Annotated in this window: 27 protein-coding genes; 5 read left to right on the top strand and 22 right to left on the bottom strand. The window is 66.2% G+C overall.

Features of this window, described 5'->3' with window-relative positions; all coding sequences use genetic code 11:
• Positions 1 to 107: 107 nt before the first annotated feature.
• The 5 genes from E4487_RS12765 to E4487_RS12745 all read right to left on the bottom strand — a co-directional run bounded on the left by E4487_RS12765 (position 108) and on the right by E4487_RS12745 (position 4,532).
• The gene (locus E4487_RS12765) at positions 108 to 1,889 is read right to left on the bottom strand and encodes an ABC transporter ATP-binding protein (protein WP_152488380.1); all 1,782 of its coding nucleotides are present in this window, start codon (positions 1,887 to 1,889) and stop codon (positions 108 to 110) included.
• The gene (locus tag E4487_RS12760; protein WP_175253519.1) at positions 1,882 to 2,514 is read right to left on the bottom strand and encodes a DsbA family protein; all 633 of its coding nucleotides are present in this window, start codon (positions 2,512 to 2,514) and stop codon (positions 1,882 to 1,884) included. The genes E4487_RS12765 and E4487_RS12760 overlap by 8 nt, the downstream gene beginning before the upstream one ends.
• Before the next feature lie 3 nt (positions 2,515 to 2,517).
• On the bottom strand, positions 2,518 to 3,456 hold the full coding sequence (locus E4487_RS12755) for a rhodanese-related sulfurtransferase (protein ID WP_047587840.1): 939 nt from the start codon (positions 3,454 to 3,456) through the stop codon (positions 2,518 to 2,520).
• Positions 3,457 to 3,729: 273 nt separating this feature from the next.
• A complete protein-coding gene (locus E4487_RS12750) occupies positions 3,730 to 4,023 on the bottom strand; it encodes a BolA family transcriptional regulator (RefSeq protein ID WP_037056937.1) in 294 nt (97 codons plus the stop codon).
• Between the two features lie 11 nt (positions 4,024 to 4,034).
• Positions 4,035 to 4,532 (bottom strand): DUF2059 domain-containing protein, encoded by a 498-nt coding sequence (locus E4487_RS12745; protein WP_047587844.1) that lies wholly within the window; start codon positions 4,530 to 4,532, stop codon positions 4,035 to 4,037.
• Between the two features lie 277 nt (positions 4,533 to 4,809).
• Here E4487_RS12745 and E4487_RS12740 point away from each other — a divergent pair, with 277 nt between their 5' ends.
• The 3 genes from E4487_RS12740 to E4487_RS12730 all read left to right on the top strand — a co-directional run bounded on the left by E4487_RS12740 (position 4,810) and on the right by E4487_RS12730 (position 7,910).
• A complete protein-coding gene (locus E4487_RS12740; protein WP_047587846.1) occupies positions 4,810 to 5,820 on the top strand; it encodes a DUF2804 domain-containing protein in 1,011 nt (336 codons plus the stop codon).
• Positions 5,821 to 5,905: 85 nt separating this feature from the next.
• Positions 5,906 to 7,300: a class II fumarate hydratase gene (locus E4487_RS12735; RefSeq protein WP_175253518.1), complete on the top strand. Its 1,395-nt coding sequence runs from the start codon at positions 5,906 to 5,908 to the stop codon at positions 7,298 to 7,300.
• Entirely contained in the window at positions 7,293 to 7,910 is a 618-nt protein-coding gene (locus E4487_RS12730; protein ID WP_175253517.1) for an NAD(P)H-dependent oxidoreductase, read from the top strand. Before E4487_RS12735 ends, E4487_RS12730 begins: the two co-directional genes overlap by 8 nt.
• A gap of 81 nt (positions 7,911 to 7,991) precedes the next feature.
• Here E4487_RS12730 and phnP read toward each other — a convergent pair whose 3' ends face one another.
• From phnP to phnC, 13 genes are all read right to left on the bottom strand, one after another.
• Complete coding sequence (gene phnP / locus E4487_RS12725) at positions 7,992 to 8,741, bottom strand: phosphonate metabolism protein PhnP (protein ID WP_175253516.1); 750 nt, start codon at positions 8,739 to 8,741, stop codon at positions 7,992 to 7,994.
• The gene (gene phnN / locus E4487_RS12720) at positions 8,732 to 9,328 is read right to left on the bottom strand and encodes a phosphonate metabolism protein/1,5-bisphosphokinase (PRPP-forming) PhnN (protein ID WP_175253515.1); all 597 of its coding nucleotides are present in this window, start codon (positions 9,326 to 9,328) and stop codon (positions 8,732 to 8,734) included. The genes phnP and phnN overlap by 10 nt, the downstream gene beginning before the upstream one ends.
• A complete protein-coding gene (locus tag E4487_RS12715) occupies positions 9,328 to 10,473 on the bottom strand; it encodes an alpha-D-ribose 1-methylphosphonate 5-triphosphate diphosphatase (RefSeq protein WP_047587854.1) in 1,146 nt (381 codons plus the stop codon). The genes phnN and E4487_RS12715 overlap by 1 nt, the downstream gene beginning before the upstream one ends.
• Positions 10,463 to 11,179, bottom strand: coding sequence for a phosphonate C-P lyase system protein PhnL (gene phnL, locus E4487_RS12710; protein WP_047587856.1), 717 nt, complete (start codon positions 11,177 to 11,179; stop codon positions 10,463 to 10,465). Before phnL ends, E4487_RS12715 begins: the two co-directional genes overlap by 11 nt.
• A gap of 170 nt (positions 11,180 to 11,349) precedes the next feature.
• The gene (phnK, locus tag E4487_RS12705; RefSeq protein ID WP_037057164.1) at positions 11,350 to 12,159 is read right to left on the bottom strand and encodes a phosphonate C-P lyase system protein PhnK; all 810 of its coding nucleotides are present in this window, start codon (positions 12,157 to 12,159) and stop codon (positions 11,350 to 11,352) included.
• Positions 12,156 to 13,025: an alpha-D-ribose 1-methylphosphonate 5-phosphate C-P-lyase PhnJ gene (locus E4487_RS12700; RefSeq protein WP_037057161.1), complete on the bottom strand. Its 870-nt coding sequence runs from the start codon at positions 13,023 to 13,025 to the stop codon at positions 12,156 to 12,158. The genes phnK and E4487_RS12700 overlap by 4 nt, the downstream gene beginning before the upstream one ends.
• On the bottom strand, positions 13,025 to 14,101 hold the full coding sequence (locus E4487_RS12695) for a carbon-phosphorus lyase complex subunit PhnI (RefSeq protein WP_175253514.1): 1,077 nt from the start codon (positions 14,099 to 14,101) through the stop codon (positions 13,025 to 13,027). Before E4487_RS12695 ends, E4487_RS12700 begins: the two co-directional genes overlap by 1 nt.
• Positions 14,101 to 14,712: a phosphonate C-P lyase system protein PhnH gene (phnH, locus tag E4487_RS12690; protein WP_037057147.1), complete on the bottom strand. Its 612-nt coding sequence runs from the start codon at positions 14,710 to 14,712 to the stop codon at positions 14,101 to 14,103. Before phnH ends, E4487_RS12695 begins: the two co-directional genes overlap by 1 nt.
• Positions 14,712 to 15,161, bottom strand: a complete 450-nt coding sequence (gene phnG, locus E4487_RS12685) for a phosphonate C-P lyase system protein PhnG (protein ID WP_150609000.1) — start codon at positions 15,159 to 15,161, stop codon at positions 14,712 to 14,714. Before phnG ends, phnH begins: the two co-directional genes overlap by 1 nt.
• Positions 15,162 to 15,172: 11 nt before the next feature.
• Positions 15,173 to 15,895, bottom strand: coding sequence for a phosphonate metabolism transcriptional regulator PhnF (gene phnF / locus E4487_RS12680; RefSeq protein WP_080757062.1), 723 nt, complete (start codon positions 15,893 to 15,895; stop codon positions 15,173 to 15,175).
• A 20-nt stretch (positions 15,896 to 15,915) separates the two neighbouring features.
• Positions 15,916 to 16,707: a phosphonate ABC transporter, permease protein PhnE gene (phnE, locus tag E4487_RS12675; protein WP_037057140.1), complete on the bottom strand. Its 792-nt coding sequence runs from the start codon at positions 16,705 to 16,707 to the stop codon at positions 15,916 to 15,918.
• Between the two features lie 194 nt (positions 16,708 to 16,901).
• Complete coding sequence (gene phnD / locus E4487_RS12670; RefSeq protein ID WP_175253513.1) at positions 16,902 to 17,903, bottom strand: phosphonate ABC transporter substrate-binding protein; 1,002 nt, start codon at positions 17,901 to 17,903, stop codon at positions 16,902 to 16,904.
• Positions 17,904 to 17,957: 54 nt separating this feature from the next.
• The gene (gene phnC / locus E4487_RS12665; protein WP_037057134.1) at positions 17,958 to 18,782 is read right to left on the bottom strand and encodes a phosphonate ABC transporter ATP-binding protein; all 825 of its coding nucleotides are present in this window, start codon (positions 18,780 to 18,782) and stop codon (positions 17,958 to 17,960) included.
• A gap of 386 nt (positions 18,783 to 19,168) precedes the next feature.
• Between phnC and E4487_RS12660 the strand changes: the two genes are divergently transcribed.
• Positions 19,169 to 19,495, top strand: coding sequence for an Arc family DNA-binding protein (locus E4487_RS12660; protein WP_037057131.1), 327 nt, complete (start codon positions 19,169 to 19,171; stop codon positions 19,493 to 19,495).
• A 70-nt stretch (positions 19,496 to 19,565) separates the two neighbouring features.
• On the opposite strand, the gene E4487_RS12655 is transcribed toward E4487_RS12660, so the two are convergent.
• The 4 genes from E4487_RS12655 to mgtE all read right to left on the bottom strand — a co-directional run bounded on the left by E4487_RS12655 (position 19,566) and on the right by mgtE (position 24,691).
• Positions 19,566 to 20,702, bottom strand: coding sequence for a sodium ion-translocating decarboxylase subunit beta (locus tag E4487_RS12655; protein WP_037057128.1), 1,137 nt, complete (start codon positions 20,700 to 20,702; stop codon positions 19,566 to 19,568).
• A gap of 10 nt (positions 20,703 to 20,712) precedes the next feature.
• The gene (gene oadA, locus E4487_RS12650) at positions 20,713 to 22,491 is read right to left on the bottom strand and encodes a sodium-extruding oxaloacetate decarboxylase subunit alpha (RefSeq protein WP_037057126.1); all 1,779 of its coding nucleotides are present in this window, start codon (positions 22,489 to 22,491) and stop codon (positions 20,713 to 20,715) included.
• Between the two features lie 23 nt (positions 22,492 to 22,514).
• Positions 22,515 to 22,766: an OadG family protein gene (locus tag E4487_RS12645; RefSeq protein ID WP_047589573.1), complete on the bottom strand. Its 252-nt coding sequence runs from the start codon at positions 22,764 to 22,766 to the stop codon at positions 22,515 to 22,517.
• Between the two features lie 482 nt (positions 22,767 to 23,248).
• Positions 23,249 to 24,691 carry a magnesium transporter gene (mgtE, locus tag E4487_RS12640; protein ID WP_037057120.1) on the bottom strand — a complete coding sequence of 481 codons (1,443 nt, stop codon included), beginning with the start codon at positions 24,689 to 24,691 and terminating at the stop codon, positions 23,249 to 23,251.
• Positions 24,692 to 25,013: 322 nt separating this feature from the next.
• Between mgtE and E4487_RS24540 the strand changes: the two genes are divergently transcribed.
• Complete coding sequence (locus E4487_RS24540; RefSeq protein WP_037057118.1) at positions 25,014 to 25,502, top strand: hypothetical protein; 489 nt, start codon at positions 25,014 to 25,016, stop codon at positions 25,500 to 25,502.
• Positions 25,503 to 25,622: the final 120 nt, after the last annotated feature.

Genomic DNA, 25,622 nt, shown 5'->3' with positions numbered 1-25,622 from the left:
CAGTGGCAGCGCTCAGTCAACATCGCCCACCTGCAGGAGCGGCTGGGCGGCATTCCGCTGCAGCCACGAAAACCTGCTTGCAGCGCCGCGCCAAAGCCCCTGCCGGCTCAGCCCTGCTGCAGGTGCCCGTACAGCTTGGCGTACAGCCCGCCCTCGGCGATCAGCTGCTGGTGGTCGCCATCCTCGGCGATGCTGCCGCCATCGAACACCAGCACGCGGTCGGCCTGCTTCACCGCACTCAGGCGGTGGGCAATGATCAGCGTGGTGCGCCCCTCGAGGAACTGCGCCAGGGCTTCGTGCAGGGCATATTCGGTCGCGGCGTCCAGCGCCGAGGTGGCTTCGTCGAGGATCACCACCTTGGGCTCGGCCAGCACCATGCGGGCAATCGCCAGGCGCTGGCGCTGCCCGCCGGACAGGCGCACGCCGCTGCGCCCGACCACGCTGTCGAGGCCCTGCGGCAGCAGCGCGATGGTGTCGGCCAGCTGGGCGATACGCAGCGCCTGCCAGCAGGCTTCGTCGCTGCGCTCGCGACCCATCGTCAGGTTGGCGCGCACCGTATCGTTGAACAGCGCCGGATGCTGCAGCACCACGGCGACGTTGTCGCGCACGCAGTCCAGACCGATTTCCTCCAGGCTGCTGCCGCCGAAGCGAATGGTGCCGGCCTGCGCCGTGTACAGGCCGAGCAGCAGCTGCACCAGGGTGCTCTTGCCGCCGCCCGAGGCGCCGACGATGGCCACCTTCTCGCCGGGGCCGATGGACAGGTCGAGACGGTCCAGCACCGGTTCGTCACCATAGGCGAAGGTCAGCCCCTGTACCTCGATGCCGACGGTGTCGCGGCCCTTGAACGGGTCGACCTGGCCGACGTACTGCGGCTCGTCCTGGCGCGCCAGCAGCTCGTTGATGCGCGTCAGCGCACCGCCCGCGGCATAGAAGGCGTACTGCAGGCTGAGCAGCTGCTCGACCGGGCCGATCATGAACCACAGGTAGCTGAACACGGCGAGCATCTGGCCGATGGACAGGTCGGAGAACAGCACGGTGAGCATCGCCGCCGCGCGGAACACATCGATGCCGAACTGGAACAGCAGGCCACTGGCGCGGCTGGACGCATCGCTCTTCCACTGCGAGGCCACGGCATAGTCACGCACCTCGCGGGCACGGCCGCCGAGACGCCCGAGGAAATACCCCTGGCGGTTGCCGGCGCGCACTTCCTGAATCGCTTCCAGGGTTTCGGTCAGCGCCTGGGTGAAGCGCGAGGTGCTGTCGTTCTCCAGCTTCTTCAGGTGCTTGACGCGCTTGCCCAGCAGCACCGTGGCGTAGATCACCAGCGGGTTGAACAGGAGGATCAGCAGCGCCAGCTGCCAGTGCATCCAGATGAGGATGGCCGACGTGCCGAGCAGGGTCAGCATCGCCACCAGAAAGCGGCTCAGGGTCTCGCCGACGAACTTGTCCAGGGTGTCCAGGTCGGTGACCAGGTGGGTGGTCACGGTGCCGCCGCCCAGACTCTCGTACTCGCCGAGGGAAATGCGCTTGAGGCGCTCGATCAGGCGCACGCGGATGCGATAGACAATGTCCTTCGACAACCTGGCGAACAGGCGCGCCTGCAACACGTTGAAGATCAGCGCGGAGCTGCGCAGCAGCAGGGTCAGCAACAGCATCAGGCCGATGTAGCCGGCCGCCGTTTCCCAGCCGGCCGGCAGGAAACGGTCCATCACCTGGAGCGCGGCGTTGCCATCATGCAGCAGCACTTCGTCGACCAGCAGCGGCAACAACAGGGGAATCGGTACGCTGCACAGGGTCGCCAGCACCGCCACCAGGTTGGCCAGCAGCAGCGCCTTCTTGTGACGCAGGGCCAGGCGCCGAATCTGCGCCCAGCTCAACCTATCAGGCATGGCCGGCACGCTCCAGCCAGCGTCCCAGCAGGGGTGACAGGGCTTCCAGCGGCTGATAGCCGTTGGTCAGCAGCGCCAGCTGGCCGTCGCGCTCGGCGAGCAGGGTGGGAAAGCCGGCGATGCCGAGGTCCTGCACCCAGGTGAAGTCGGCCAGCGTGGCATCGTGCATCGCCTGGCTGTCGAACGCCTCGGCGAACTCGATGCGCGGGATGCCCGCCTGCTCCGCCAGTTGCACCAGCACGCCGGCCTGGGTGACATCGGCACCCTCGGTGTAGAAGGCCTGCTGGATCAGCTTGAGCAGTGTCCAGGCACTGTCCGCATCCAGGCTGCGTGCGGTGACCAGGGCGCGACAGGCCGGCTCGGTGTCGTACACCAGGCCCTCCGGCAGGCCGCGCTCGAAGTCGAACAGCTGCCCGGTGCTGGCATTGACCGCCTGCCAGTACCCCAGGTAACGCACCCGCGCTGCCGTATCGACCGCAATCTGGTCGCGCCGCAGGCCACCTACCACGATCTGCAGCGCAACACCGGCTGCGGCGGCCTGCTCGGCAAGCGCTTCGGCGACGGGCGCAAAGCCCCAGCACCAGGAACACATCGGGTCCATCACGTAGAGCAGGCGGCTGGTCATGCTTCAGGCCTCGTTCAGTTGGCGGGGGTCTCGGCCAATCGGGTGTGGCTGGTTACGCTGACGCGCCAGCTCGATCTGCTTCTGCCGCTCGCGCGCGCCTTCACGGGTCTTCTCCGGCAGCGAGTCCCAGCAATGCGGGCAACTGACGCCCGGGCTGTAGAACTCGGACTGGCGCTCTTCCACGGAAATCGGCGTGCGGCAGGCATGGCACTGATCGTAGTCGCCTTCCGACAGGTCGTGGCGCACGGTCACGCGGTTGTCGAAGACGAAGCAGTCGCCCTGCCACTTGGTCTCTTCCTGCGGTACGTCCTCGAGGTATTTGAGGATGCCGCCCTTGAGGTGGTACACCTCCTCGAAACCTTCGCCGAGCATGTAGCTGGAGGCCTTCTCGCAGCGGATGCCGCCGGTGCAGAACATCGCCACCTTCTTGTGCTTGCTCGGGTCGAAGTGCTGGCGGATGTACTCGGGAAACTCGCGGAACGTCTTGGTCCTGGGGTCGATCGCGCCCTCGAAGGTACCGATCGACACCTCGTAGTCGTTGCGCGTATCGATCAGCAGTACCTCGGGGTCGCTGATCAGGGCATTCCAGTCCTTGGCCTCGACGTAGGTACCGACACGCTGGTTGGGATCGACGCCCGGCACACCGAGGGTGACGATCTCCTTCTTCAGCTTGACCTTGGTGCGATAGAACGGCTGTTCGTCGCAGTAGGATTCCTTGTGATCGATATCGGCCAGACGGGCATCCTGGCGGAACCAGGCGAGCAGCGCGTCGATGGCCGCGCGGGTGCCGGAAACGGTGCCGTTGATGCCCTCTTCGGCGAGCAGCAGGGTGCCCTTGATGCCGTTGTCGAGCAGGGTTTGCAGCAGGGGTTCGCGCAGCGCCTGATAATCCGCCAGGGAGACGAATTTATACAGCGCCGCCACGACGATCTTGTCAGTCATGAACAGTTCTCTCAGTAGTCGCCCACGTAAAGGGCGGACCGGGTGACATGAAAAACGCCGGCATGGGCCGGCGCGGGGGCGATTGTAGCAAAGCGGCCAATCAGCGGGGCAAGTTGGCGACAGGGCGCGACAGCCTGCCGCGTAGCCGGATGCAATCCGGAAATGCTCGCCGCCCCGGATTGCGTCTTCGGCTAGCCCGGCATTGACCTGATTGAGCGCAGCGCCGCCCGAGAAATCTGCGGCAATGCTGCTGCAGGTTTCATCCGGGCCAGGTCAATGCCCGCCGCGGCAGGTCGGCGAAGCGGGCGCCGTGCCCTGCGCGGCCCACTCCTCCGGGGTGTAGGTGTGCAGCGCCAGGGCGTGGATCTGGCCCATCAGCTCACCGACCGTGGCATAGACCTTCTGATGCCGCTTGACCGCGTTCAACCCAGCGAACGCCGGGCTGACGATCACCGCCTTGTAGTGGGTTTCCAGGCCACGGCTGTGCATGTGGCTCTCGTCCAGCACCTCGAGGTGCTCGGGCTGCAACCCGGCCAGGGCGGTGACGATCAGGTCTTGCTTGGACATCTTGGGCTCCATCAGGGCTGTTTCGGCAGGCCGAGCTCGTTGCTCATGTCGGCCAGCAGCTTGTTCACCTCAGGCACGGCGGTTTCCAGCTTGCCCTGGGTGATCTGTGCCGATTGCGCCGTCAGCATCGGCATCTTCTGCAACACCTTCTGCCCCAGCGGCGACTCGTAGAAGCGGATCAGCTCCTTGAGCTCCTTCTCGTCGAAGTTGCTGGTGTAGAGCTTGACCATGTCCGGCTTCAGCTTGTCCCAGCCCACGGCCTTGTCCAGTGCGGCATTGGCCTTGGCCTGGTAGCTCTCCAGCACGGCCTGCTTGCCTTCCGGCGCCTGGGCGAAACGCTGGGCGAACATCTGCTGCACCTGGCCATACACCGGCACGGTCAGCTTGTCAGCGTGGGCCAGCTTGAGGAAGCGCTCGGCATCGGCGGCATGGCTGGCGGCATCGGCCATGGCCAGGGACGAGCCGGCGGCGAGCAGTACGGCGGCACACAACTGGTGGAAACGGGGCATGAGAGGTTCCAACGGTGATGAATGAGTCTGGGTAGACTACGGTGCCGGCATTTTGTGCCCTGCGCCGATTTCGCTCAAGCGTCACGAACTGTGCGCTGGCTCACAGCCGTGTTGCCCACCGGCGCACCCACTGGTCAGTTGCCAAAGTGCCAGTACTTGCTCATGCTTGGGCAGGCTCGGCATTCTGTCTGCCTCCAGCCATTATCTCCAGCAAGGCGTGCGCACTCCTCGACACGGCAATTGATCGCCAGCCCGCGCACAAACATGGATGTGCTCGATGAACAGCTTCGCCTCACATGCGCCCTTTCGGCTCCAGCCGCTCTGCGACAGCAAGGGCAAGCTGCTGGACGAAGCCATTGGCTGGTCCAATCGCCCCCTGGTCGACTGCGCCCTGCGGGGTCACGCCGGACGGCGCAAGCGCTGGAATCACTGGTGCATCACCACCCCGCAGTGGATGCTCTCGCTGACCCTGGCCGATCTCGACTACCTCGGCTACGGCGCCGCCTACTTCCTCGACCTGGAAAGCGGCCAGGCAGTGGCCCACACCCAGCTCCGCCCCTTCGCCCTCGGTTGCCAACTGCCCGACCTGCCCCTGGAAAGCCACTCCTTCAGCCACTCCCGGCTGCAGCTGCGCATCGATGAGCACTCCGGCCGCCTGCGCCTGACGGCTGCGGCGCCCGATATCGGTGGCCAGCCCATGCAGGTGGCGCTGGATATCCAGCGCCCGGCCCACCTGGAATCGGTCAACCTGGTCGCGCCCATGCAGAATGGCGGCTTCCACGCCACCAGCCGGCAACTGGGACTGCCCACCGCCGGCAGCCTGCAGCTGGGGCGCAAGCACTATAGCTGCACGCCGGGGCAGAGTTTTGCCGCCCTCGATTTCGGCCGTGGCGTCTGGCCGTTGAACAGCTACTGGCAACGCGCCGCGTTCGCCGCCGCTGGCGGCATCGCCGGCAACTTCGGCTCGGGCTGGCTGGACCACAGCGGCCTGTCGGAAAACTCGCTGTGGTTCGGCGGCGAAGTGCAGCAACTGGGCAGCCCGATGCATATCGAGCGGACCTCGCACGCGCCCCTCACCCCCTGGCGCCTGGACAGCGAAGACGACCGCGTATCCCTGCGCTTCGCTCCACGCCAGCTGCACAAGGCCTGCCCCAAGATCGGCCCGTTCCATGCCAACACCGTCCAGCACTTCGGTCATTTCACCGGCGTACTGCGCGGGCCCAAGGGCGAGCGGGTACCGGTGGACGGCGCACTGGGCTGGCTGGGAGAGACTCACGCCCGCTGGTAATCGGGGCGATAGAGAAGTTGCGGAACCAGTCTCCGGCAGCGCGACCTAAACTGCCAGCACCCTCGCATTTGCCCCGGAGAACGCCATGAGCCGCACCGAAACCGACAGCATCGGCCCCATCGAAGTCCCCACCGACGCCTACTGGGGCGCGCAGACCCAACGCTCGCTGATCAACTTCGCCATTGGCCAGGAACGCATGCCGCTGGCCGTGCTGCACGCCCTGGCCCTGATCAAGAAGGCTGCTGCGCGGGTCAACAGCCGCAACGGCGAACTGCCAGCCGACATCGCCCGGCTGATCGAGCAGGCCGCCGACGAAGTGCTCGAAGGCCAGCACGACGCGCAGTTCCCGCTGGTGGTCTGGCAGACCGGCAGCGGCACGCAGAGCAACATGAACGTCAACGAGGTGATCGCCGGCCGCGCCAACGAACTGGCTGGCGGCCAGCGCGGCGGCAAGACCCCGGTGCACCCCAACGATCACGTCAATCGCGCGCAGAGTTCCAACGACTGCTTCCCCACCGCCATGCACATCGCCGCGGTGCAGGACGTTCGCCATTGCCTGCTGCCGGCCCTGGCCGAACTGCGCGACGGCCTGCAGGAGCAGGCGCAGCGCCACGCCAGCCTGGTCAAGACCGGGCGCACGCACATGATGGACGCCACGCCGATCACCTTCGGCCAGGAGCTGTCCGCCTTCGTCGCCCAGCTCGGCCACGCCGAGGCTGCCATCCGCGCGGCGCTGCCTGCGGTGTGCGAACTGGCCCAGGGCGGCACCGCCGTCGGCACCGGCCTGAATGCCCCGGCCGGCTTCGCCGAGGCGATGGCCGCCGAACTGGCGGCGCTGTCCGGCATGCCGCTGACCAGCGCCCCGAACAAGTTCGCCGCCCTCGCCGGCCATGAGCCGCTGGTGCAGCTTTCCGGCGCGCTGAAGACCCTGGCCGTGGCCCTGATGAAACTGGCCAACGACCTGCGCCTGCTGGGTTCCGGGCCGCGCGCCGGTCTCGCCGAGGTGCGCCTGCCCGCCAACGAACCGGGCAGCTCGATCATGCCCGGCAAGGTCAACCCGACCCAGTGCGAAGCGCTGTCGATGCTCGCCTGCCAGGTGCTGGGCAACGACAGCACCATCAGCTTCGCTGCCAGCCAGGGTCATCTGCAGCTCAACGTGTTCAAGCCGGTGATCATCCACAACCTGCTGCAGTCGATCCGCCTGCTGGCCGACGGCTGCCGCAACTTCCAGCAGCACTGCGTCGCCGACCTGCAGCCGGACGCCGCGCAGATGGCCGCCCACCTGGAGAACGGCCTGATGCTGGTCACCGCGCTCAACCCGCACATCGGCTACGACAAGGCCGCCGAGATCGCCAAGAAGGCCTACAACGAAGGCAGCACGCTGCGCCAGGCCGCGCTGCAGCTCGGCTACCTGAACGACGAGCAGTTCGACCAGTGGGTACGCCCACAGGACATGCTCGGAGCCGGCAGGCATGAGTGAGGGCAAGAGCGGCGCAACGCCGCTGGAAGGAGACGGCAAGCGCATCCTGCTGGTTCTCGGCTCGCCGAAGCAGGACAGCCTCTGCCACGCCCTGGCCGAGGCATTCAGCCACGGCGCACGCGGCAAGGGACACGTGGTGCGCCAGCTCAGGCTCGGGGAAATGCAGTTCGACCCGATACTGCGCGACGGCTATGACCAGAGCCAGAACCTGGAGCCGGACCTGCTCGAAGCGCAGCGCCTGATCCACTGGGCCGAGCACCTGGTGTTCGTCTACCCCGTCTGGTGGGGTGGCGTGCCGGCCTTGCTCAAGGGCTTCTTCGACCGCGTGTTCCTGCCCGGCTTCGCTTTCAAGTACCGCAATCGCTCGCAGCTCTGGGACAAGCTGCTCAGCGGACGCAGCGCCGACCTGCTGGTGACCATGGACACGCCGCGCTGGTACTTCCGCTGGATCTACGGCGCCCCGGCGCATCGGCAGATGGTGCGCACCATTCTCGGTTTCTGCGGCATCAGGACCCGTCGCCTGAGCGAGTTCGCCCCCGTGCGGCCATCTACCGAAGAGCAGCGCCAGGGCTGGCTGCGCAAGGCCGAAATGCTGGGCGCCCGAACCTAGGGTGGATGACGCTCCACCCATCCACCACAGCGATTCGCTGCCGGACACCCATACCCCGCACATCCCCGGATTGCATCCGGGCTACAGCACCAGGCCGTCGCTGGCCAGGCTGACACCTGCCGGCAAGGCATCGGGGTGGTCCAGCAGCCAGGCATCGAAGCTGTGACCGATGTGCGTCAGCACCGCATGGGCCGGCTGCAGGCGAGCGATGATCTCCAAGGCGCGGGTCAGGTCGTTGTGATTGCGCGGCGCCACCGGTTGCGGCGCGGTGGAGCAATCGAGCACCAGCAGATCCAGCGGCGCCCGCTGCAGCTCGGCGCAACTGGCTTCGGGCACTCCGACGGTGTCGGTGAGGTAGGCGATGCGCCTGCCCTGCCCCTGCAACAGGTAGCCGAAGGTCGGCCTGGAGTGGGTCAGTGGCACGGCGGTGACGGTCAATTCGCCCAGCTGGCGACGCTCGAAGGCCGCGAAGGGCTGGCTGAAATCGAGAATGCCGGGGTGCTTGTACAGGTCGGCCAGCCCCTCCGGGTCATCCGGGCCATGCACCGGGATCACCAGGCCCTGGCCCCAGCGCAGGTGCAGCAGCCCCTGGGCGTGGTCGGCGTGGTAATGCGTCTGCAGGATGCCGTTGAAGCTGTGCGGCGGAAAACGCTCGGTCAGGTCGCTCAGGCCGCTGTCGATCAGCCAGCGCTGCGTCCCGCATTCGATCAATGCCGAGCAGGGCCGGCGGCGGCGTGACGGGTAGACCTGCGCCGCGTCGCAGGCCGCGCAGCTGCAGTTGTACACCGGCACCTGGCGGGCATCGCCGGTGCCGAGCAGGGTCAGGCGCATTGGCGCGCCTCGTCGAGCAGTTGCAGCAGGCGCTTGACGGTTTGTGGCAAGGGGCCGGAGTTGTCCACGATTGCAAAGGACTCCGTGGGAGGCGCTTCAGCGGCGACAGTCGCGGCTAAATCCCCTCCCACAAGGGCAAATCCGCGGCTGCGCGCCAGGCGCTGCTCGATCTGCTCCGGCGTCTCCCGGCCACGGGCCAGCAGGCGTTGGCGCAGTACCGACTCATCGACCCGCAGGAGGATCGCCAGCAGTTGCGGGTAGCGCTGACGGGCGGCCTCGAGATGGCCGCGCGAACCGTTGATCAGCACGTCCTGCCCGCTGTTCAGCCAGGCGTCGATCTCGCTCGGGATGCCATAGGCCAGGCCGTTGGCACGCCAGCTCAGGGCGAAGGCGCCCTCGCCTTCCAGGCGCTCGAATTCGGCCGGGGTCACGCCCACGGCGTCCTCGCCCACCGACTCGGCGCTACGGGTGATCACCCGCCTGGCGAAACGGCAGCCGTGCGCCTCCAGCGGCGCACGGGCGGCCTGCAACAGGCTGTCCTTGCCCGAGCCCGAAGGCCCCATCAGATAGATCAACCTGCCCTGCATCAGAACACCCTTCGTGCTTGCCGCCATACCTGCTGGATCACCGGCTGTTCGCCATGCGCCCTGGCCTGCAGCAGGTCGGCGCGCAACCCTACGCGAATCTCGCCACGGTCGTCCAGGCCGGCCGCCCTGGCCGGTGCGCGGCTCACGGTGGCGATGGCCGCAGGCAGATCATAGTCGTTGTCCTGCCCCGCCAGCAGCCAGGCGGCGTGCAGCAGGCTGGCCGGATAGTAGTCACTGGAAAGGATATCCAGCACACCGTGACGCGCCAGTTCGGCGGCGGCGATATTGCCGGAGTGCGAACCGCCTCGCACCACGTTCGGCGCCCCCATCAGCACCTTCAGGCCCAGTTGGTGGCTGGCCTCGGCCGCCTCCAGGGTGGTCGGGAACTCGGCGATGGCCATGCCGAAGTCGGCCGACTCCTGCACATGGGCCAGGGTGGCGTCGTCATGGCTGGCCACCGAGATGCCCCGGCCATGGCAGTCCTCGACGATGGCGCGGCGCTGGCGGTCGCTGTACTGGCGCGAATTGGCGATCTGTTCCTGGAGGAACTCCTCCATCTCCGCCGGGCTCAGGTGGTACTTGCCCATGTAGTACTCGCGATACTTCTCCACCTTGGCGAACTGGCGCTGGCCCGGCGAGTGATCCATCACCGACACCAGCGACACCAGCGGGTGCTCCACCAGATCGCGATAGAGGCTCAGCGCATCGGGGTGGCACAGCTCGCAGCGCAGGTGCAGGCGGTGCTCGGCGCGGGTCTGCCCGGCCGCCTCGGCGGCGGCGATGGCCTCGATCATCGCCGGCAATTGCTGCATGCGTCGACCACGCGGGTTGATGTCACCGATGGACAGCGCATCGAACACCGTGGTGATGCCGGCGGCCACGATCTGGGCGTCGTGGGTGAGCACCGCCGACGCCGATGGCCAGTCCACCCCAGGGCGCGGGCTCATGTGTTTCTCCAGGTTGTCGGTGTGCAGTTCCACCAACCCCGGCAACAGGTAGTCCCCCCCCAGGTCCTGGGCCTGCGCCAGCTGGCTGGCGCCCTCGTCGACGGCGGCGATCAGCCCGTCGCGCAGCAGCACGGAGCCGAGGAACTCGCGATCGGCGGTGACGATGCGGGCATTGCTGAGAATCTGTTCAGACGACATACACGTACTCCGGTTGCGCCGCAGCGGCGCTCATGTCCAGGTAACGATCGGCCACCGCCTCGCGGGCAGCACGGTCGTGGAAGATGCCGATCAGTGCGCTGCCAGCGGCCTTGGCCTCTGCGATCAGCTGCAGCACCACCTGGCGGTTGGTCTCGTCCAGCGAGGCGGTGGGCTCGTCGAGCAGCAGCAGCGGCCACTCGACCATGAAGCCGCGGGCGATGTTGACGCGCTGCTGCTCGCCGCCGGAGAAGGTGCCCGGCGCCAGTTGCCAGAGCGCCTCGGGGATGTTCAGCCGGCTCAGCAGCGCCTTGGCCCGCGCCTCGGCATCGCTGCGCGCCCAGCCGCGCGACAGGGCCGGCTCCATCACCACGTCCAGGGTCGAGACCCGCGGGATGACCCGCAGGAACTGGCTGACGTAGCCCAGGCTCTGCCGGCGTACCGCCAGCACCTGGCGCGGCTCGGCGCCGACCAGCTCCACCGCTTCGCCCTGGTGACGGATGCGGATGCTGCCGCCGGCAGCCAGGTAGTTGCCGTACAGGGTGCGCAGCAGGGTCGACTTGCCCGCGCCGGACTGGCCGTGCAGCACCAGGCACTCGCCACCACGCACGCTGAAGTTCAGGTCACGCAGCACCTGCAGGACGACGCCGTTCTGCTGGTGCAGGGTGAAGGTCTTGCTGAGGCCGGTGACCTCGATCAGGTTGTTCATACACACCTCGAATACGCTAGGCACGGTCTGCCCCCTCCCCCAGTCGCGGGAGAGGGGAGAAACGCCCATCTGTCGTAGGGTGGATGGCGCTTTATCCATCCACCGGTGGTGATTCGCTGGTGGATGAGAAGAGCGTCATCCACCCTACGTTTCCCCAGTGCGCGGTACGTTCAGGGCTGCAGCACCGACGACACCAGCAGTTGCGAATAGGGATGCTGCGGATCGTCGAGGATCTGGTCGGTCAGCCCCGCCTCCACCACATGCGAGCGGCGCATCACCATCAGTCGGTCGGCGAGCAGCCGCGCCACCGCCAGGTCGTGGGTGACGATCACCACCGCCAGGTCCAGCTCGCGTACCAGGCCGCGCAGCAGGTCGAGCAGGCGAGCCTGCACCGACACGTCCAGCCCGCCGGTCGGCTCGTCCATGAACACCAGGCGCGGCGCGGAGACCAGGTTGCGGGCGATCTGCAGGCGCTGCTGCATGCCGCCGGAGAAGGTGCGCGGCAGGTCATCGATGCGTGCCGGGTCGATCTCCACCTGGCTCAGCCAGTCGAGCCCGGCGGCGCGCAGCTCGCCGTAGTGGCGCACGCCCTGGGCCATCAGCCGTTCGCCGATGTTGGCGCCAGCCGACACCGCCATGCGCAGGCCGTCACGCGGGTTCTGCTCGACGAAGCCCCACTCGGTGCGCAGCAGGGTACGCCGCTCGGCTTCGCTGGCGCTGTAGAGGTCGAGCCATTGCCCCGTGTGACCGCGATAGCGCACCGCGCCGCGATCCGGCAGGCAGCGCCCGGACAGCAGGCTGAGCAAGGTGGACTTGCCCGAACCGGACTCGCCGACGATGCCCAGCACTTCGCCGGGATAGAGGTCGAAGCTCACGCCCTGGCAGCCCTTCTCCGGGCCGTACAGGCGGGTCAGGTCACGCGCCGAGAACAGCGGCTCGGCCGTTTCCAGGGCAGGTTGCAGACGTTCGGCGGCGCTCATTGCAGGCTCTCCTCGGTGCGCTGGCGGCAGTAGTCGGTGTCGGAGCAGACGTAGCGCTTGCTGCCGGCGTCGTCGACGATCAGCTCGTCGAGGAACGACTCGCTGCTGCCACAGAACGCGCAGCACTCGTCCCACTGCTGCACGGCGAAAGGGTGATCCTCGAAGTCCAGGCTGACGACACGGGTATAGGGCGGCACCGCGTACAGGCGCTTCTCACGGCCGGCACCGAACAGCATCAGTGCCGGGCTCATGTCCAGCTTGGGGTTGTCGAACTTGGGGATCGGCGACGGATCCATCACGTAGCGCTCGTCCACCGTCACCGGGTAGGCGTAGGCCGTGGCGATGTGGCCGAACGTGGCGATGTCCTCGTACAGCTTCACGTGCATCACCCCGTAGTCCTCCAGCGCATGCATGGTGCGCGTTTCGCTCTCCGACGGCTCGATGAAGCGCAGCGGCTCGGGAATCGGCACCTGGTAGACCATGATCTGCCCGGCTGCGAGCGGCGTTTCCGGAATGCGGTGGCGGGTCTGGATGACGCTGGCCTCCCGCGTGCGCTCGGTGGTGGCGACGCCTGCGGTACGCGCGAAGAAGCGACGGATCGAGACTGCGTTGGTGGTGTCGTCGGCGCCCTGGTCGATGACCTTGAGCACGTCGTCACGACCGAGAATGGCGGCGGTCAGCTGCATGCCACCGGTGCCCCAGCCATAGGGCAGCGGCATCTCGCGGCCGCCGAACGGCACCTGGTAGCCGGGGATCGCCACGGCCTTGAGCAGGCCGCGACGGATCATGCGCTTGGTCTGTTCGTCCAGGTAGGCGAAGTTGTACGCGGACGCCTCGCGGGCGCCGCTGGTGGTCGAAGGGTTCATCAGCGGTTCTCCTCTGCCGGCGCCTGGCGACGCAGCTTGCGGATCAGTTCCAGTTCGGCCTGGAAGTCGACGTAGTGCGGCAACTTCAGGTGCGAGACGAAGCCGGCGGCCTCGACGTTGTCGCAGTGCATCAGCACGAATTCCTCTTCCTGCGCGGGGCCCTGCACCTCTTCGCCGTACTCGCCGGCGCGCAGGGCACGGTCGACCAGCGCCATGCCCATGGCCTTGCGTTCGGCGTAGCCGAAGGCCAGGCCATAGCCACGGGTGAACTGCGCCTGCTCGGCGCTCTCGCCGACGAACTGGTTGACCATCTCGCACTCGGTCACTTCGATGTCGCCCAGCGGCACGGCGAAGCCCAGCTCGCCCGGCGTCATCCACACCTCGATGTCACCGATGCGGATCTCCCCGGCGAAGGGGTGGTTGCGCCCGTAGCCGCGCTGGGTGGAATAGCCCAGCGCCAGGAGGAAGCCCTCGTCACCCCGCGCCAGTGCCTGCAGGCGCTCGGCGCGGCTGGAGGGGAACGCCAGCGGCTCGCGGGTGATGTCCGGCACCGGCGCGGCATTGTCCTGTTCGCGTGCCATCAGCCCCTCCTCGGCGAGGAAATCCAGCACCCGCGGGCAGGGCCTCGGCTCGTCCTGCGCGCCGGCCGGCGGCGGCGGATACTCGCCCTCGGCCAGCAGCGCGAAGTCCAGCAGGCGATGGGTGTAATCGAAGGTCGGGCCGAGCAGCTGGCCGCCGGGCAGGTCCTTGAAGGTCGCGGAGATGCGTCGCTCCAGCTGCATCTGCGTGGTGTTCAGCGGCTCGCTGGCACCGAAGCGCGGCAAGGTGGTGCGGTAGGCGCGCAGCAGGAAGATGGCTTCCATCAGGTCACCTGCGGCCTGCTTGATGGCCAGCGCGGCCAGCTCTTCGTCGTACAGCGAGCCTTCGCTCATCACACGGGCGACGGCCAGTGGCAGTTGCTGGCGAATCTGCTCCACCTCCAGCTCGGCGATGCTGCTATCGCCGCGACGGCGGCTGGCCAGGAGCTGGTGGGCGTTGTCGATGGCGCGTTCGCCACCTTTGACGGCGACATACATCAGGCTGCCTCCTCGGTTTCGATCAGCACATGGGTGCTGCGCGGCAGGCCGATGACCTCGGCGCCTGCAGCGAAGAAGCAGTCCAGCCCGCGCGGGAATGCGCTACGGGCCTGGCGCTGCGGCCAGAAGCCGGCCGGCAGCTGCAGGCTGACGCTGCGCACGTCCTTGATGCCCGGCCCGCGCCAGCGCAGGGCTGCGCCGGCGTGCAGGTCATCGAGCTGGATCAGCAGCGTGCAGGACTGGTCGGGGTAACGCTCGCTGCCGTTGTCGAAGTCGGACAGATCGACCAGCTCGCTCTCGTCGAGCAGGGCGAACAGGGCGATCTCGCGGTCGTCGACGATCGGGCAGCCGCAGTGAAAGGCCAGGTTGGCGCGAATCAGTGGCGTATCGAAACGCGGCGCCAGCCACAGCGGCGTGTCGCTGTCGAGAAAGGCCAGGCACAGGCCATAGGTGGCCGGTGCCAGATCACCGAGTGGGTGAGCGCGATCCATGGTGCGCGGCTGTCCTGGCTCGGCCAGGGCATTGAGTGCGGCGCGAAAACTGACCTGGGCATCCAGCACCGGGTCATCGAAAGCCGGTTGCAGCCAGTGCGAGCTGTGCGGCGTGTTCATCAATCCTCTCCTCTGACCAGGGTGAAGAACTCCACCTGGGTGGTGGCGGTGCGGGCGGCCCGGGCCAGGCGCTGTTCGCGCTGCTGGCGGGCCAGGGGTTCGATCAGGTCGCTGAGCCAGCGGGCCTGGTCGCTGCCCTGCAGATGGGCATCGGCCAGGGCCGCCAGCTCGGCGCGGCGCTTGTCGCGACCGGCCAGGTAGCTGTAGCCGGTACGCCCGTCAGCCAGGCGCACCACGCAGCGCGTGACGGTCATCTCGCCCAGGTTGAAGGCGCTGCCGGTGCCGCCCATGCGCCCGCGCACCAGGGTCATGCCCACCTCGGGCGCGCGGATCAGTTGGTAGGCGCTATCCCTGAGCGCCGCTTCATGGGCATCGAGGGCCTGGCCGGCGCGGGCCAACACCCCCATCCAGCGCTGGCGCGCGACGGTGTTCGAGTCAAGGTCGTTCATGCGGGTCTCCATCAGGTCGCTACCTGGTACTGGAAGCGGTCGGCGCGGCTGCTGGACTGCGCCAGCTCCACCGCTCGACCAGAAGGATCGCGGGACAGGGTGAGCACGCTGAGCAGCGGCGCATGGCGCGGCATCAGCAGGTGCGCGGCCTCCTCGCGGCTGGGCAGACGCGCGCCGATCAGGCTGAAGGTGCGCACCAGCGGCAGGTCGCGTTCGGCCAGGTACTGGCGCAGCGAGCCACCCTGGTAGTCCGCCAGCAGCGGCGCCAGGCTGGCGCAGAAGCGGTGGCGAATCAGGCTCAGCGGCTGGCCGTCGAGCAGGCGCAGGGTGGCCAGTTCGATCAGCTCGCTGCCATCGGGCAACTGCAGATGACGGCACTCCTCGCTGCTGCCGGTACGGCACAGGCGCTCGATCAGGCGTGCCTCGACCCGGTGCCCGAGGGCCGACAGCGACTGGCTGAAGGCGCTGCCCGCCTCCACGGGATAGACCAGCGGCCTGGCCAGCACCTGGGTGCCCTTGCCCTGACGGCGCAACAGGCGGCCTTCGAGGACCAGTTCGTCCACCGCCCGGCGCAGGGTGTGGCGGTTGACGGAAAAGCGCGCGGCCAGTTGCATCTCACCCGGCAGGTAGTCGCCCGGGCTCATGCGCTGCAGTTCCTCGCGCAGCACGCCAGCCAGTTCGCGGTACAGCGGCTCGTTTTGTCTAGACAAGTTCATCGTTCGAAAAGGGCGCACGCAGGCGCCCTCCTTCTCCTTCAGATAAAGAGCTTGCGCAGGCGTTGAGAGAGGATGTCGATGGAGCTCACCACCAGGATGATCACGATCAGCACGGCGCAGGTCTGGCCGAACTGGAAGCCGCGGATGGCCTCCCAGAGGATCACGCCGATACCACCGGCGCCGACCATGCCGACCACCGTGGCCGAGCGCACGTTGGACTCGAAGCGGTACAGCGAGTAGGAGATCCACAGCGGCAGGACCTGCGGGATGACCCCGAAGATCACCTCCTGCAGCGCGCTGGCGCCAGTGGCACGCACGCCTTCCACCGGGCCCGGGTCGATGGCCTCGACCGCCTCGGCGAAGAGCTTGGCCAGCACCCCGGTGGTGCTGATGAACAGCGCCAGCACGCCGGCGAAGGGGCCGAGGCCGACCGCGACGACGAAGAGCATGGCGAAGACCATTTCGTTGATCGAACGGCAGGCATCCATCACCCGGCGTACCGGCTGGTAGACCCACCAGGGCACGATGTTCTCGGAACAGAGGATGCCCAGCGGGATGGCGCAGACGATGGCCAGTACGGTGCCCCACAGGGCGATCTGTACGGTGACCACCATCTCCTTGAGATAGTGCCGCCAGTTGCTGAAGTCCGGCGGGAAGAAATCGGCGGCGAAGGTGGACATGTTGCCAGCATCGCGCACCAGCGCCAGCGGGTTCATTTCCGCGCCCTGCCAGGACCAGGCAAGCACGGCGAAGAACAGCCCCCAGCCGATCAGCTGCAGCCAGCTGCGCTTGCCATCGGCGATCGGGGTGGCGGTGGTCAATGTAGTCATGGGTAACTCTCGATCACTCATTCAGAACCTGTTCACAACCTGCTGCGCGTCGGCCCTGTTGCTGCAAAACCTGGCTCGGAGTGCTCTCGCCTGTATCTGCGGGGCCGCCATCGGTGTTGCAGGGTTTCAGCTCGCGAGGTGATGGACAGGTTCACGGAACGAGCCGCCCCGCCAGGGCGGGACGGCTCTCGGGGTCAGCCGGCGCTGGCGCCACTCTTCTTCTCGAGTTCGGCCATGCGTTGCTGCAGCTTGGCCAGCTCGGCATCCAGCTCCTTGAGCTGAGCCTGCTTGTCGGCCTCGTTGAGCGTGGTGCTGTTGGCCACTTCGGTGCGCTTCTTGAACAGCTCGAGCTGACGGATCGGCAGCAACTGGTCGTTATCCGAAGCGCGGAACTGGCCCCACTGCAGACCGGCGAGCACCTTCTTCTCCTCCGGCTTGGCGCCGTAGGTCATGAAGAAATTGCGCAGTTTGTCGCGGGTTTCCTGAGGCAGGTTCTTGCGCCAGACGATGGGGTCGGACGGAATCAGCGGCGACTTCCAGATGACCTTCAGCTGTGCGGCCTTGTCCGGCGCGGTGACTTCCAGGCGCTCCATCCCTTCGCTGTTGAAGGTGCCGACATCGACCTGCTTGTTGGCGACCGACAGGGCATTGACCTCATGGCTGCCGTTGAGCGAGCGCTTGAAGATCTTGCCGGCGTCGGCGTTGTTCTGGGCGAACACGTAGTAGCCCGGCACCAGGTAGCCAGAGGTGGAGTTCGGATCACCGTTGGCGAAGGTCAGGTTCGCGGCATTCTTGAGCATGTCCTCGACCGATCTGATCGGGCTGTCCTTGTGCGCCACCAGCAGGCTGTAGTAGCCCTGGGCGCCATTGGCCGCGACGGTCTGGGCGAAGATCTCGCCACCGGCACGGTCCACCGCTTCCATGGCCGACTTGTTGCCGTACCAGGCCACGTCGACCTTGTCGAAGCGCATGCCCTGGATGATCCCGGCGTAGTCAGGAGCGAAGAAGGCGTTGATCTTCACGCCAGTCTGCTTGCTCATGTCGGCCAGGAAGGGATCCCACATGGATTTCAGGTTCTGCGAGGACTCGGTGGAGATGATGCCGAAGTTGAGTTCCTCAGCAGCCTGGGCCGAGCCCAGCAGGGAACCGGTTACGAGCGCAGAGGCAGCCAGCACCTGGCCGATGCGTTTGAACATGGAGCACACTCCTGTTGCGGGTTGGCGTTGTTGTTTCGGATGGAGGCAGCGGCGTCAGGCCTTGGCCAGTGCCAGGGGACGCTCCAGCGCACGCGGGCGCTGGCCTTGCGGCAGCAGCAGACTGATGTCGAGGTCGCCGCCGTAGAGGTCGTTGAGGAAATCGGGATTGAAGTCCTGGGTCGGGCCGTCGAAATGAATGCGCCCGCCCTTGAGGGCCACCGCGCGCTGGCAATAGCGCACGGCGTAGTCGACTTGATGCAGGGTCACCACCACGGTCTTGCCGTCGCGGCGATTGATGTCAGCGAGAATCTCCATCACCTTGCGCGCCGACTCGGGGTCGAGCGAGGCGATGGGTTCGTCGGCGAGAATCACCTCGGCCTGCTGGCACAGCGCTCGGGCGATCGCCACCCGCTGCTGCTGGCCGCCGGACAGGGTCGAAGCCCGCTGCGCGGCGAATTCGGCGAGGCCGACGCGCTCCAGCGCGTCCATGGCCCGCTGCTTCTCCTCGGCGCTGAACAGGCTGAGGCTGCCACGCCAGCGCGGCATGCGCCCCAGGCCGCCGAGCAGCACGTTCTGCAGCACGCTGAGGCGCCCGACCAGATTGAACTGCTGGAAGATGTAGCCGATGTCAGCACGCAGACGGCGCACATCGCCGCTCAGGCGACCTTCGGCCTGTACCTGGCGGCCGAGCACCTCGATGCAACCATCGTCGCCACGCGCCAGGCCGGCCAGGTGCCGCAGCAGGGTCGACTTGCCCGAGCCGGACGCCCCGATCAGGGCGACCATCTCCCCTGGCTGCACGGAAAGCGCCAGGTCGAACAGGGCCTGCTTGCGCCCGAAGGTCTTGTTGAGACGGTCGACTCGAATGGCTGCGCTCATATGCTGGCTCTCTACTATCATTGTCGATATGAGAAGGCAGCACCCGGCTGCCATCTGGTGTAGACCAAGGTAGCCAGAGCCTGTGTCAGCCCAGTGAACCGGGGATGACAATTGAGTGACCGAAACTTTAAATTTCAAATACCGAGCACAGCACGAACGCGACTTCTGCCGAATACTGCGCAATTCTGACAGTCGGTGCTGGCATAAAGCCTCCACCTGCACCACAATGCGACACGTATTTGGCGTCAAGGAACTGTTCAGATGACCGAATGGTCATAATGACGCAGAACGCGGTACCGGTTGAACGGCTAGTGCGAAACACTGTCAAACCGGTGACAATCTCGACACTGACCACCAGTATCGCTCCCTGAACTAACCGGTAATGTATGCGCCCTATGAAACAGGCTACTTATTCCAGCCGCACGGCTGACAAATTCGTCGTTCGCTTGCCAGATGGCATGCGTGAGCGTATCGCTGACGTAGCACGCAACCATCACCGCAGCATGAACTCTGAAATCATCGCCCGTCTGGAGCAGAGCATGCTTCAGGAAGGCGCTCTGGATGAGGATCTCAGCCTGCGTCTCGACAGCCCCGAGCTGAGCCTGCACGAGCGTGAGCTGCTGCAGCGCTTCCGCCAGCTGTCGCGCCGTCAGCAGAACGCCCTGGTCGCGCTGATCGCCCATGACGTGGAAATGGCCGCCGAAGAAGCCTGAAGCGAACCCATGAAAAAAACCGGCCTTGAGCCGGTTTTTTTATGCCTGCGACACGCCGGTCGCCTGTCGGTCAGCCGACGAAGCTGAGCAGCACCCCCGCCGCCACCGCCGAACCGATCACCCCCGCCACGTTCGGCCCCATGGCGTGCATCAGCAGGAAGTTCTGCGGGTTGGACTCCAGCCCGACCTTGTTCGAGACCCGCGCAGCCATCGGTACCGCGGATACCCCGGCCGAACCGATCAACGGATTGACCTTGTTGCTGCTGAACAGATTCATCAGCTTGGCCATCAGCACACCGGCCGCGGTACCGGCACAGAAGGCGACCATGCCCAGCAGCAGGATGCCCAGGGTCTTGAGCTGCAGGAAGGCTTCCGCCGACAGCTTGGAGCCCACGGTCAGGCCAAGGAAGATGGTGACGATGTTGATCAGTGCGTTGCGCGAAGTATCGGCCAGGCGTTCGACCACACCGCATTCACGCAGCAGGTTACCGAGGGCGAACATGCCGATCAGCGGCGCTGCGTCCGGCAGCAGCATGCCGATCAGGATGCACAGCACGATGGGGAAGATGATCTTCTCGGTCTGCCCCACCGGACGCAGCTGCTGCATCACGATCGAGCGCTCTTCCTTGGTGGTCAGGGCGCGCATGATCGGTGGCTGCAACAGCGGCACCAGGGCCATGTAGGCGTATGCCGCGACGGCAATGGGGCCGAGCAGGTCAGGCGCCAGCTTGGAGGTGACGAAGATCGAGGTAGGCCCGTCCGCCCCGCCGATGATGGCGATGGACGCAGCCTCCTTGAGGGTGAACTCCATGCCCGGAATACCCAGCGCAGTGATCGCCAGCGCCCCCATCAGGGTGCCGAAGATACCGAACTGCGCCGCGGCGCCGAGCAGCAGGGTCTTGGGGTTGGCCAGCATCGGTCCGAAGTCGGTCATGGCGCCGACACCGAGGAAGATCAGCAGCGGGAAGATGCTGGTCGGCAGGCCCACTTCGTAGATCAGGTGCAGGAACCCCGCGCCTTCGGCCATGTTGGCCACCGGGATGTTCGACAGCAGCCCGCCGAAGCCGATAGGCACCAGCAACAGCGGTTCGAAGCCCTTCTTCACGGCCAGGTAGATCAGCAGCAGACACACCGCGATCATGAAGGCCTGGCCAGGTTCCAGATGGTACAGGCCGGTGCTCTGCCAGAGCTTGAGCAGCTTTTCCATGGCGCGCCCCTCAGCCGATGGTCAGCAGGCTGTCGCCCACCGCCACCGCATCACCGACCTTGACGTTGACCGCCCCGACCGTGCCGGCCTTGAAGGCGCGGATTTCGGTTTCCATCTTCATCGCTTCGAGGATGATCACCAGCTGCCCCTCCTCCACGGCCTGGCCTGGCTGCACCAGCACCTTGAAGATGTTGCCGGCCAGTGGCGCCGCCTGCGGCTCGCCGGCGCCGGCAGTCACCGCTGCTGCTGCCGGCGCGGCGCTCGACGCGCCACCGACGGGCTTGAGCCCCTCGATGTCGCCGCCTTCGTTGACCTGCACGACGAAGGCCTTGCCGTTCACCTCGACGGTGTAGACCTCGGGCTTGCCCGGCTCGCGGGCCAGGCTTTCCTTGCCGGTCGGCACCGGCTCGAAGGCGGCCGGATTGCCACGGTTTTCCAGGAACTTCAGGCCGATCTGCGGGAACAGGGCGTAGGTCAGCACATCGTCGATGGCGTCGGCGGCGAGCTTGATGCCCTTCTCCTCAGCGATGCCCTTGAGCTCGGCGGTGAGCTTGTCCATCTCGGCGTCGAGCAGGTCGGCGGGACGGCAAGTGATCGCCTCGGCGCCATCGAGCACACGCGCCTGCAACTCGGCATTGAAGGCGGCCGGCGCCGCGCCGTACTCGCCCTTGAGCACACCGGCGGTTTCCTTGGTCACGGACTTGTAGCGCTCGCCGGTGAGCACGTTGATCACCGCCTGGGTGCCGACGATCTGCGAGGTCGGCGTCACCAGCGGAATGAAACCGAGGTCTTCGCGAACCCGGGGGATCTCGGCCAGCACCTGGTCGAACTTGTCCTGGGCGCCCTGCTCCTTGAGCTGGCTCTCCATGTTGGTGAGCATGCCACCCGGCACCTGGGCGACCAGGATGCGCGAGTCGACACCCTTGAGGTTGCCCTCGAACTTCGCGTATTTCTTGCGCACCTCACGGAAGTAGGCGGCGATTTCCTCGAGCAGCTCCAGGTCGAGCCCGGTATCGCGCTCGGTGCCCTGGAACATCGCCACCACCGATTCGGTAGGCGAATGACCGTAGGTCATCGACAGCGAGGAGATTGCCGTGTCGACGTTGTCGATACCGGCCTCCACCGCCTTGAGAATGGCCACCGAGGACAGCCCCGCCGTGGCGTGGCACTGCATGTGGATCGGGATCGCCAGGCTGCTCTTCAGGCGCGACACCAGCTCGAACGCGGTGTAGGGCGTGAGAATGCCGGCCATGTCCTTGATGGCCACCGAGTCGGCGCCCATGTCCTCGATCTGCTTGGCCAGGTCGACCCACATCTGCAGGGTGTGCACCGGACTGGTGGTGTAGGAGATGGTCCCCTGGGCATGCCGCCCCTGCTGCTTCACGGCCTTGAGGGCCGTTTCCAGGTTGCGCGGGTCGTTCATCGCATCGAAGACACGGAACACATCGACGCCATTGACCGCCGCACGTTCGACGAACTTCTCCACCACGTCGTCGGCATAGTGCCGGTAGCCCAGCAGGTTCTGCCCACGCAGCAGCATCTGCTGACGCGTATTGGGCATCGCCTTCTTCAGCTCGCGGATGCGCTCCCAGGGGTCTTCGCCGAGGTAACGAATGCAGGCATCGAAGGTCGCGCCGCCCCAGGACTCCACCGACCAGAAGCCGACCTGATCCAGCTTGGGCGCGATCGGCAGCATGTCTTCGAGGCGCAGGCGGGTCGCGAGGATCGACTGATGGGCGTCACGCAGCACCACATCGGTAATGCCGAGTGCTTGTTTTACGGCTGTCATACAGGTACTCCCTCTGAACCTGATCAACCGCGACGCGCGCGGTGCTGGGCAATGGCGGATTGAATGGCGGCCAGCGTCTGCGCATCCGGCTCGTGACTGGCCGGCCTGGCAACGGATACCGGGGTGGGGGCTGCAGCAGCGGGCGCTGCGAAGACGCCGATCATGCGTGACATCAGGCTGACCACGCCGACCAGCAGTACCAGAAAGGCAAACACGAAACCCATGCCGAACAGCATGAGCTCGACACCCTCGAGAAGAAGTTCACTGGGGGTCATCTTGGCTCCTTTTGGCCAGCAGCTCATGGGCTGCATTCGTTATCGATTAGGAGCGTCCGGGGTCAGCGCCTGGACAGAGCTGCCGAACCTTAGCCTGAAACGCGCGTTTGAGGCAAACCTCCAGCCGGCCTGAAATGCCTGATATGTAGTGTTTTTCTCACAAGCACTACCAAAGGAGGAGAAGCGCCCCGAAACGCCGCCTGAACCAGGCCACCCCGCCTCCCGCGCCACGCCGGGGATGGACGAGCGGAAGCGCATGACCGACGCGCAACCCGGGCAGTGCATCGCCGCGCATCCAGGCAGCGACAATCTGACGCCGGGCGCCACTGCCGGCGACGGCCCATGTCAGGCTGCCAGGGGCAGCCAGTGCCTCAGGTCATCGCTCGATGGGAGTGGCAAGCGACTGCCAGGAACGGCAATCGCGGCAGGGGCAGACGGCTCGCAGCACACGAACCGTCCGAATGGCCGGGCGGTGGCGCGATCTACAGCAGGAAGATCGACGCCATGCCCAGGAAGATGAAGAAACCGCCGCTGTCGGTCATGGCGGTGATCATCACGCTGGCGCCCATGGCCGGGTCGCGCCCGAGGCGCGCCAGAGTCATGGGGATCAGCACCCCCATCAGCGCCGCCAGCAACAGGTTGAGCGTCATCGCCGCCGTCATCACCACACCCAGCGACCAACTGCCGTAGAGGGAGTAGGCGACGCCGCCGATCACCCCACCCCAGAGGATGCCGTTGATCAGGGAAACCCCCAGCTCCTTGCGCACCAGCCGCGCGGTGTTGCCGGTGCTGATCTGCCCCAGCGCCATGGCGCGCACGATCATGGTGATGGTCTGGTTACCGGAGTTGCCGCCGATGCCGGCCACGATGGGCATCAGCGCCGCCAGCGCCACCAGCTTCTCGATGGAGCCCTCGAACAGGCCGATCACCCGCGAGGCGAGGAAAGCCGTCACCAGGTTGATCGCCAGCCAGGCCCAACGGTTGCGGACCGACTTCCACACCGAGGCGAAGATGTCTTCCTCCTCGCGCAGACCGGCCATGTTCAGCACTTCGCTTTCGCTTTCCTCACGGATCAGGTCGACCATCTCGTCGATGGTCAGACGACCGATCAGCTTGCCGTTCTTGTCCACCACGGGCGCGGAAATCAGATCGTAGCGTTCGAAGGCCTGAGCGGCGTCGTAGCCGTCCTCGTCCGGGTGGAAGCTCACCGGATCGTCGGCCATGACTTCGCCGACCTGCTTCTCCGGATCATTGACCAGCAGGCGCTTGATCGGCAGGACGCCCTTGAGCACGCCGTCGTAGTCGACCACGAACAGCTTGTCGGTATGGCCTGGCAGCTCCTTGAGACGACGCAGGTAGCGCAGCACCACCTCCAGGCTGACGTCCTCGCGGATGGTGACCATCTCGAAGTCCATCAGCGCGCCGACCTGATCCTCTTCGTAGGACAGGGCCGAACGCACGCGCTCACGCTGCTGCGCATCGAGCGATTCCATGAGTTCATGGACGACATCGCGCGGCAGTTCGGGGGCCAGGTCGGCCAGCTCATCGGCATCCAGATCCTTGGCCGCCGCGAGAATCTCGTGATCGTCCATGTCGGCGATCAGGGTTTCCCGTACGGCGTCGGAGACTTCCAGCAGGATGTCGCCATCGCGCTCGGCCTTGACCAGCTGCCAGACGGTCAGACGGTCGTCGAGCGGCAGGGCCTCGAGAATGTGGGCGATGTCGGCGGGGTGCACATCGTCGAGCTTGCGCTGCAGCTCGGCGAGATTCTGTCGGTGTACCAGGCTCTCGACCCGGTCATGGTGCTGGCCTTCCTGACGGTGGGTCAGGTCCTCGACCAGCTTGTGCCGATGCAGCAGTTCGACCACCTGTGCCAGGCGATCCTGCAAGCTTTCCTGCGGCTTTTTGGCTTCTACTTCAGTCATAGCGCGCTCCACCCCCAGTTGGCGGGCACGCCAAAGGGGATCAATCAGGTGTTACACGATTGTGCGATGGGAGTATTGAGTAACTACTGGGTAAGTCCATGGTGGTATTCCACAAGCCCCGGCGGGGCTGACGCGGCGAATGATAACACCGCAGAACCGCTTTGTACGTGACAAAAGCGCGGCAAGAACAATTGCTTGCATCGCAAACTTCGATCCCGCGTGAAAACCTGAGTCAGTGACGCCAGTCACTAGGCCCAGGACACCCTGACGAAAGAGAAATAACCGCTTAAGCTGGCCCGGTGAACGTCAAGGAGGACGAATCATGCGAGGACTGCACATCGCGGCGCTGTGCGCTGCCGCCCTGCTCCACCCTATTCAAGACAGCTCGGCCACCAGCGTGTTCCGCTGCGAAGACAGCAACGGGCAGATCACCTTCACCCGCCACGGCTGCGCCCCCGAGCAGACGCAGTACAGGCAGGAGGTGCGCAACCACTCCCCCGGCAGCGGCAAACCCATCCCCCTGGCCGTCCCCAGGGCGCGCACCGCGACACCCACGACGCGCTCCAGGGCGCCCGTGATCGTCGGCGAGCAGGATGACGGCTGCGGCAACCTGCTCAGCAGCAGCGAAAAGCGCCAGGCGATCATCCGCCGCGAGGTGCGCAGCGGCATGAGCAGCGCCGACGTGGAAAGCAGCCTGGGCAAGCCGGACAGGATCACCCGGCAGAACGGCAGGCAGCGCTATCACTACCGCGACAAGCGCGGCGACAACCAGCTGATCAGCTTCGACGAGGCCGGCTGCGTGAAGAAATGACGCGCAAAGAAAAAGGGCCTGCATCGCTGCAGGCCCTTTTGGTATGGCGGACTCAGGAGGATTCGAACCTCCGACCGCTCGGTTCGTAGCCGAGTACTCTATCCAGCTGAGCTATGAGTC

It is taken from the genome of Pseudomonas sp. BMW13, assembly GCF_013357275.1.
GTDB classification, from domain to species: domain Bacteria; phylum Pseudomonadota; class Gammaproteobacteria; order Pseudomonadales; family Pseudomonadaceae; genus Aquipseudomonas; species Aquipseudomonas khazarica.
This window is presented reverse-complemented; position numbering and strand designations above follow the sequence as displayed.

Excerpts from the sequence above, each read along its gene's own strand:
- E4487_RS12765 (WP_152488380.1), bottom strand. The coding sequence starts at position 1,889 with ATGCCTGATAGGTTGAGCTGGGCGCAGATTCGGCGCCTGGCCCTGCGT.
- E4487_RS12760 (WP_175253519.1), bottom strand. The coding sequence starts at position 2,514 with ATGACCAGCCGCCTGCTCTACGTGATGGACCCGATGTGTTCCTGGTGC.
- E4487_RS12755 (WP_047587840.1), bottom strand. The coding sequence starts at position 3,456 with ATGACTGACAAGATCGTCGTGGCGGCGCTGTATAAATTCGTCTCCCTG.
- E4487_RS12750 (WP_037056937.1), bottom strand. The coding sequence starts at position 4,023 with ATGTCCAAGCAAGACCTGATCGTCACCGCCCTGGCCGGGTTGCAGCCC.
- E4487_RS12745 (WP_047587844.1), bottom strand. The coding sequence starts at position 4,532 with ATGCCCCGTTTCCACCAGTTGTGTGCCGCCGTACTGCTCGCCGCCGGC.
- E4487_RS12740 (WP_047587846.1), top strand. The coding sequence starts at position 4,810 with ATGAACAGCTTCGCCTCACATGCGCCCTTTCGGCTCCAGCCGCTCTGC.
- E4487_RS12735 (WP_175253518.1), top strand. The coding sequence starts at position 5,906 with ATGAGCCGCACCGAAACCGACAGCATCGGCCCCATCGAAGTCCCCACC.
- E4487_RS12730 (WP_175253517.1), top strand. The coding sequence starts at position 7,293 with ATGAGTGAGGGCAAGAGCGGCGCAACGCCGCTGGAAGGAGACGGCAAG.
- phnP (WP_175253516.1), bottom strand. The coding sequence starts at position 8,741 with ATGCGCCTGACCCTGCTCGGCACCGGCGATGCCCGCCAGGTGCCGGTG.
- phnN (WP_175253515.1), bottom strand. The coding sequence starts at position 9,328 with ATGCAGGGCAGGTTGATCTATCTGATGGGGCCTTCGGGCTCGGGCAAG.
- E4487_RS12715 (WP_047587854.1), bottom strand. The coding sequence starts at position 10,473 with ATGTCGTCTGAACAGATTCTCAGCAATGCCCGCATCGTCACCGCCGAT.
- phnL (WP_047587856.1), bottom strand. The coding sequence starts at position 11,179 with ATGAACAACCTGATCGAGGTCACCGGCCTCAGCAAGACCTTCACCCTG.
- phnK (WP_037057164.1), bottom strand. The coding sequence starts at position 12,159 with ATGAGCGCCGCCGAACGTCTGCAACCTGCCCTGGAAACGGCCGAGCCG.
- E4487_RS12700 (WP_037057161.1), bottom strand. The coding sequence starts at position 13,025 with ATGAACCCTTCGACCACCAGCGGCGCCCGCGAGGCGTCCGCGTACAAC.
- E4487_RS12695 (WP_175253514.1), bottom strand. The coding sequence starts at position 14,101 with ATGTATGTCGCCGTCAAAGGTGGCGAACGCGCCATCGACAACGCCCAC.
- phnH (WP_037057147.1), bottom strand. The coding sequence starts at position 14,712 with ATGAACACGCCGCACAGCTCGCACTGGCTGCAACCGGCTTTCGATGAC.
- phnG (WP_150609000.1), bottom strand. The coding sequence starts at position 15,161 with ATGAACGACCTTGACTCGAACACCGTCGCGCGCCAGCGCTGGATGGGG.
- phnE (WP_037057140.1), bottom strand. The coding sequence starts at position 16,707 with ATGACTACATTGACCACCGCCACCCCGATCGCCGATGGCAAGCGCAGC.
- phnD (WP_175253513.1), bottom strand. The coding sequence starts at position 17,903 with ATGTTCAAACGCATCGGCCAGGTGCTGGCTGCCTCTGCGCTCGTAACC.
- phnC (WP_037057134.1), bottom strand. The coding sequence starts at position 18,782 with ATGAGCGCAGCCATTCGAGTCGACCGTCTCAACAAGACCTTCGGGCGC.
- E4487_RS12660 (WP_037057131.1), top strand. The coding sequence starts at position 19,169 with ATGCGCCCTATGAAACAGGCTACTTATTCCAGCCGCACGGCTGACAAA.
- E4487_RS12655 (WP_037057128.1), bottom strand. The coding sequence starts at position 20,702 with ATGGAAAAGCTGCTCAAGCTCTGGCAGAGCACCGGCCTGTACCATCTG.
- oadA (WP_037057126.1), bottom strand. The coding sequence starts at position 22,491 with ATGACAGCCGTAAAACAAGCACTCGGCATTACCGATGTGGTGCTGCGT.
- E4487_RS12645 (WP_047589573.1), bottom strand. The coding sequence starts at position 22,766 with ATGACCCCCAGTGAACTTCTTCTCGAGGGTGTCGAGCTCATGCTGTTC.
- mgtE (WP_037057120.1), bottom strand. The coding sequence starts at position 24,691 with ATGACTGAAGTAGAAGCCAAAAAGCCGCAGGAAAGCTTGCAGGATCGC.
- E4487_RS24540 (WP_037057118.1), top strand. The coding sequence starts at position 25,014 with ATGCGAGGACTGCACATCGCGGCGCTGTGCGCTGCCGCCCTGCTCCAC.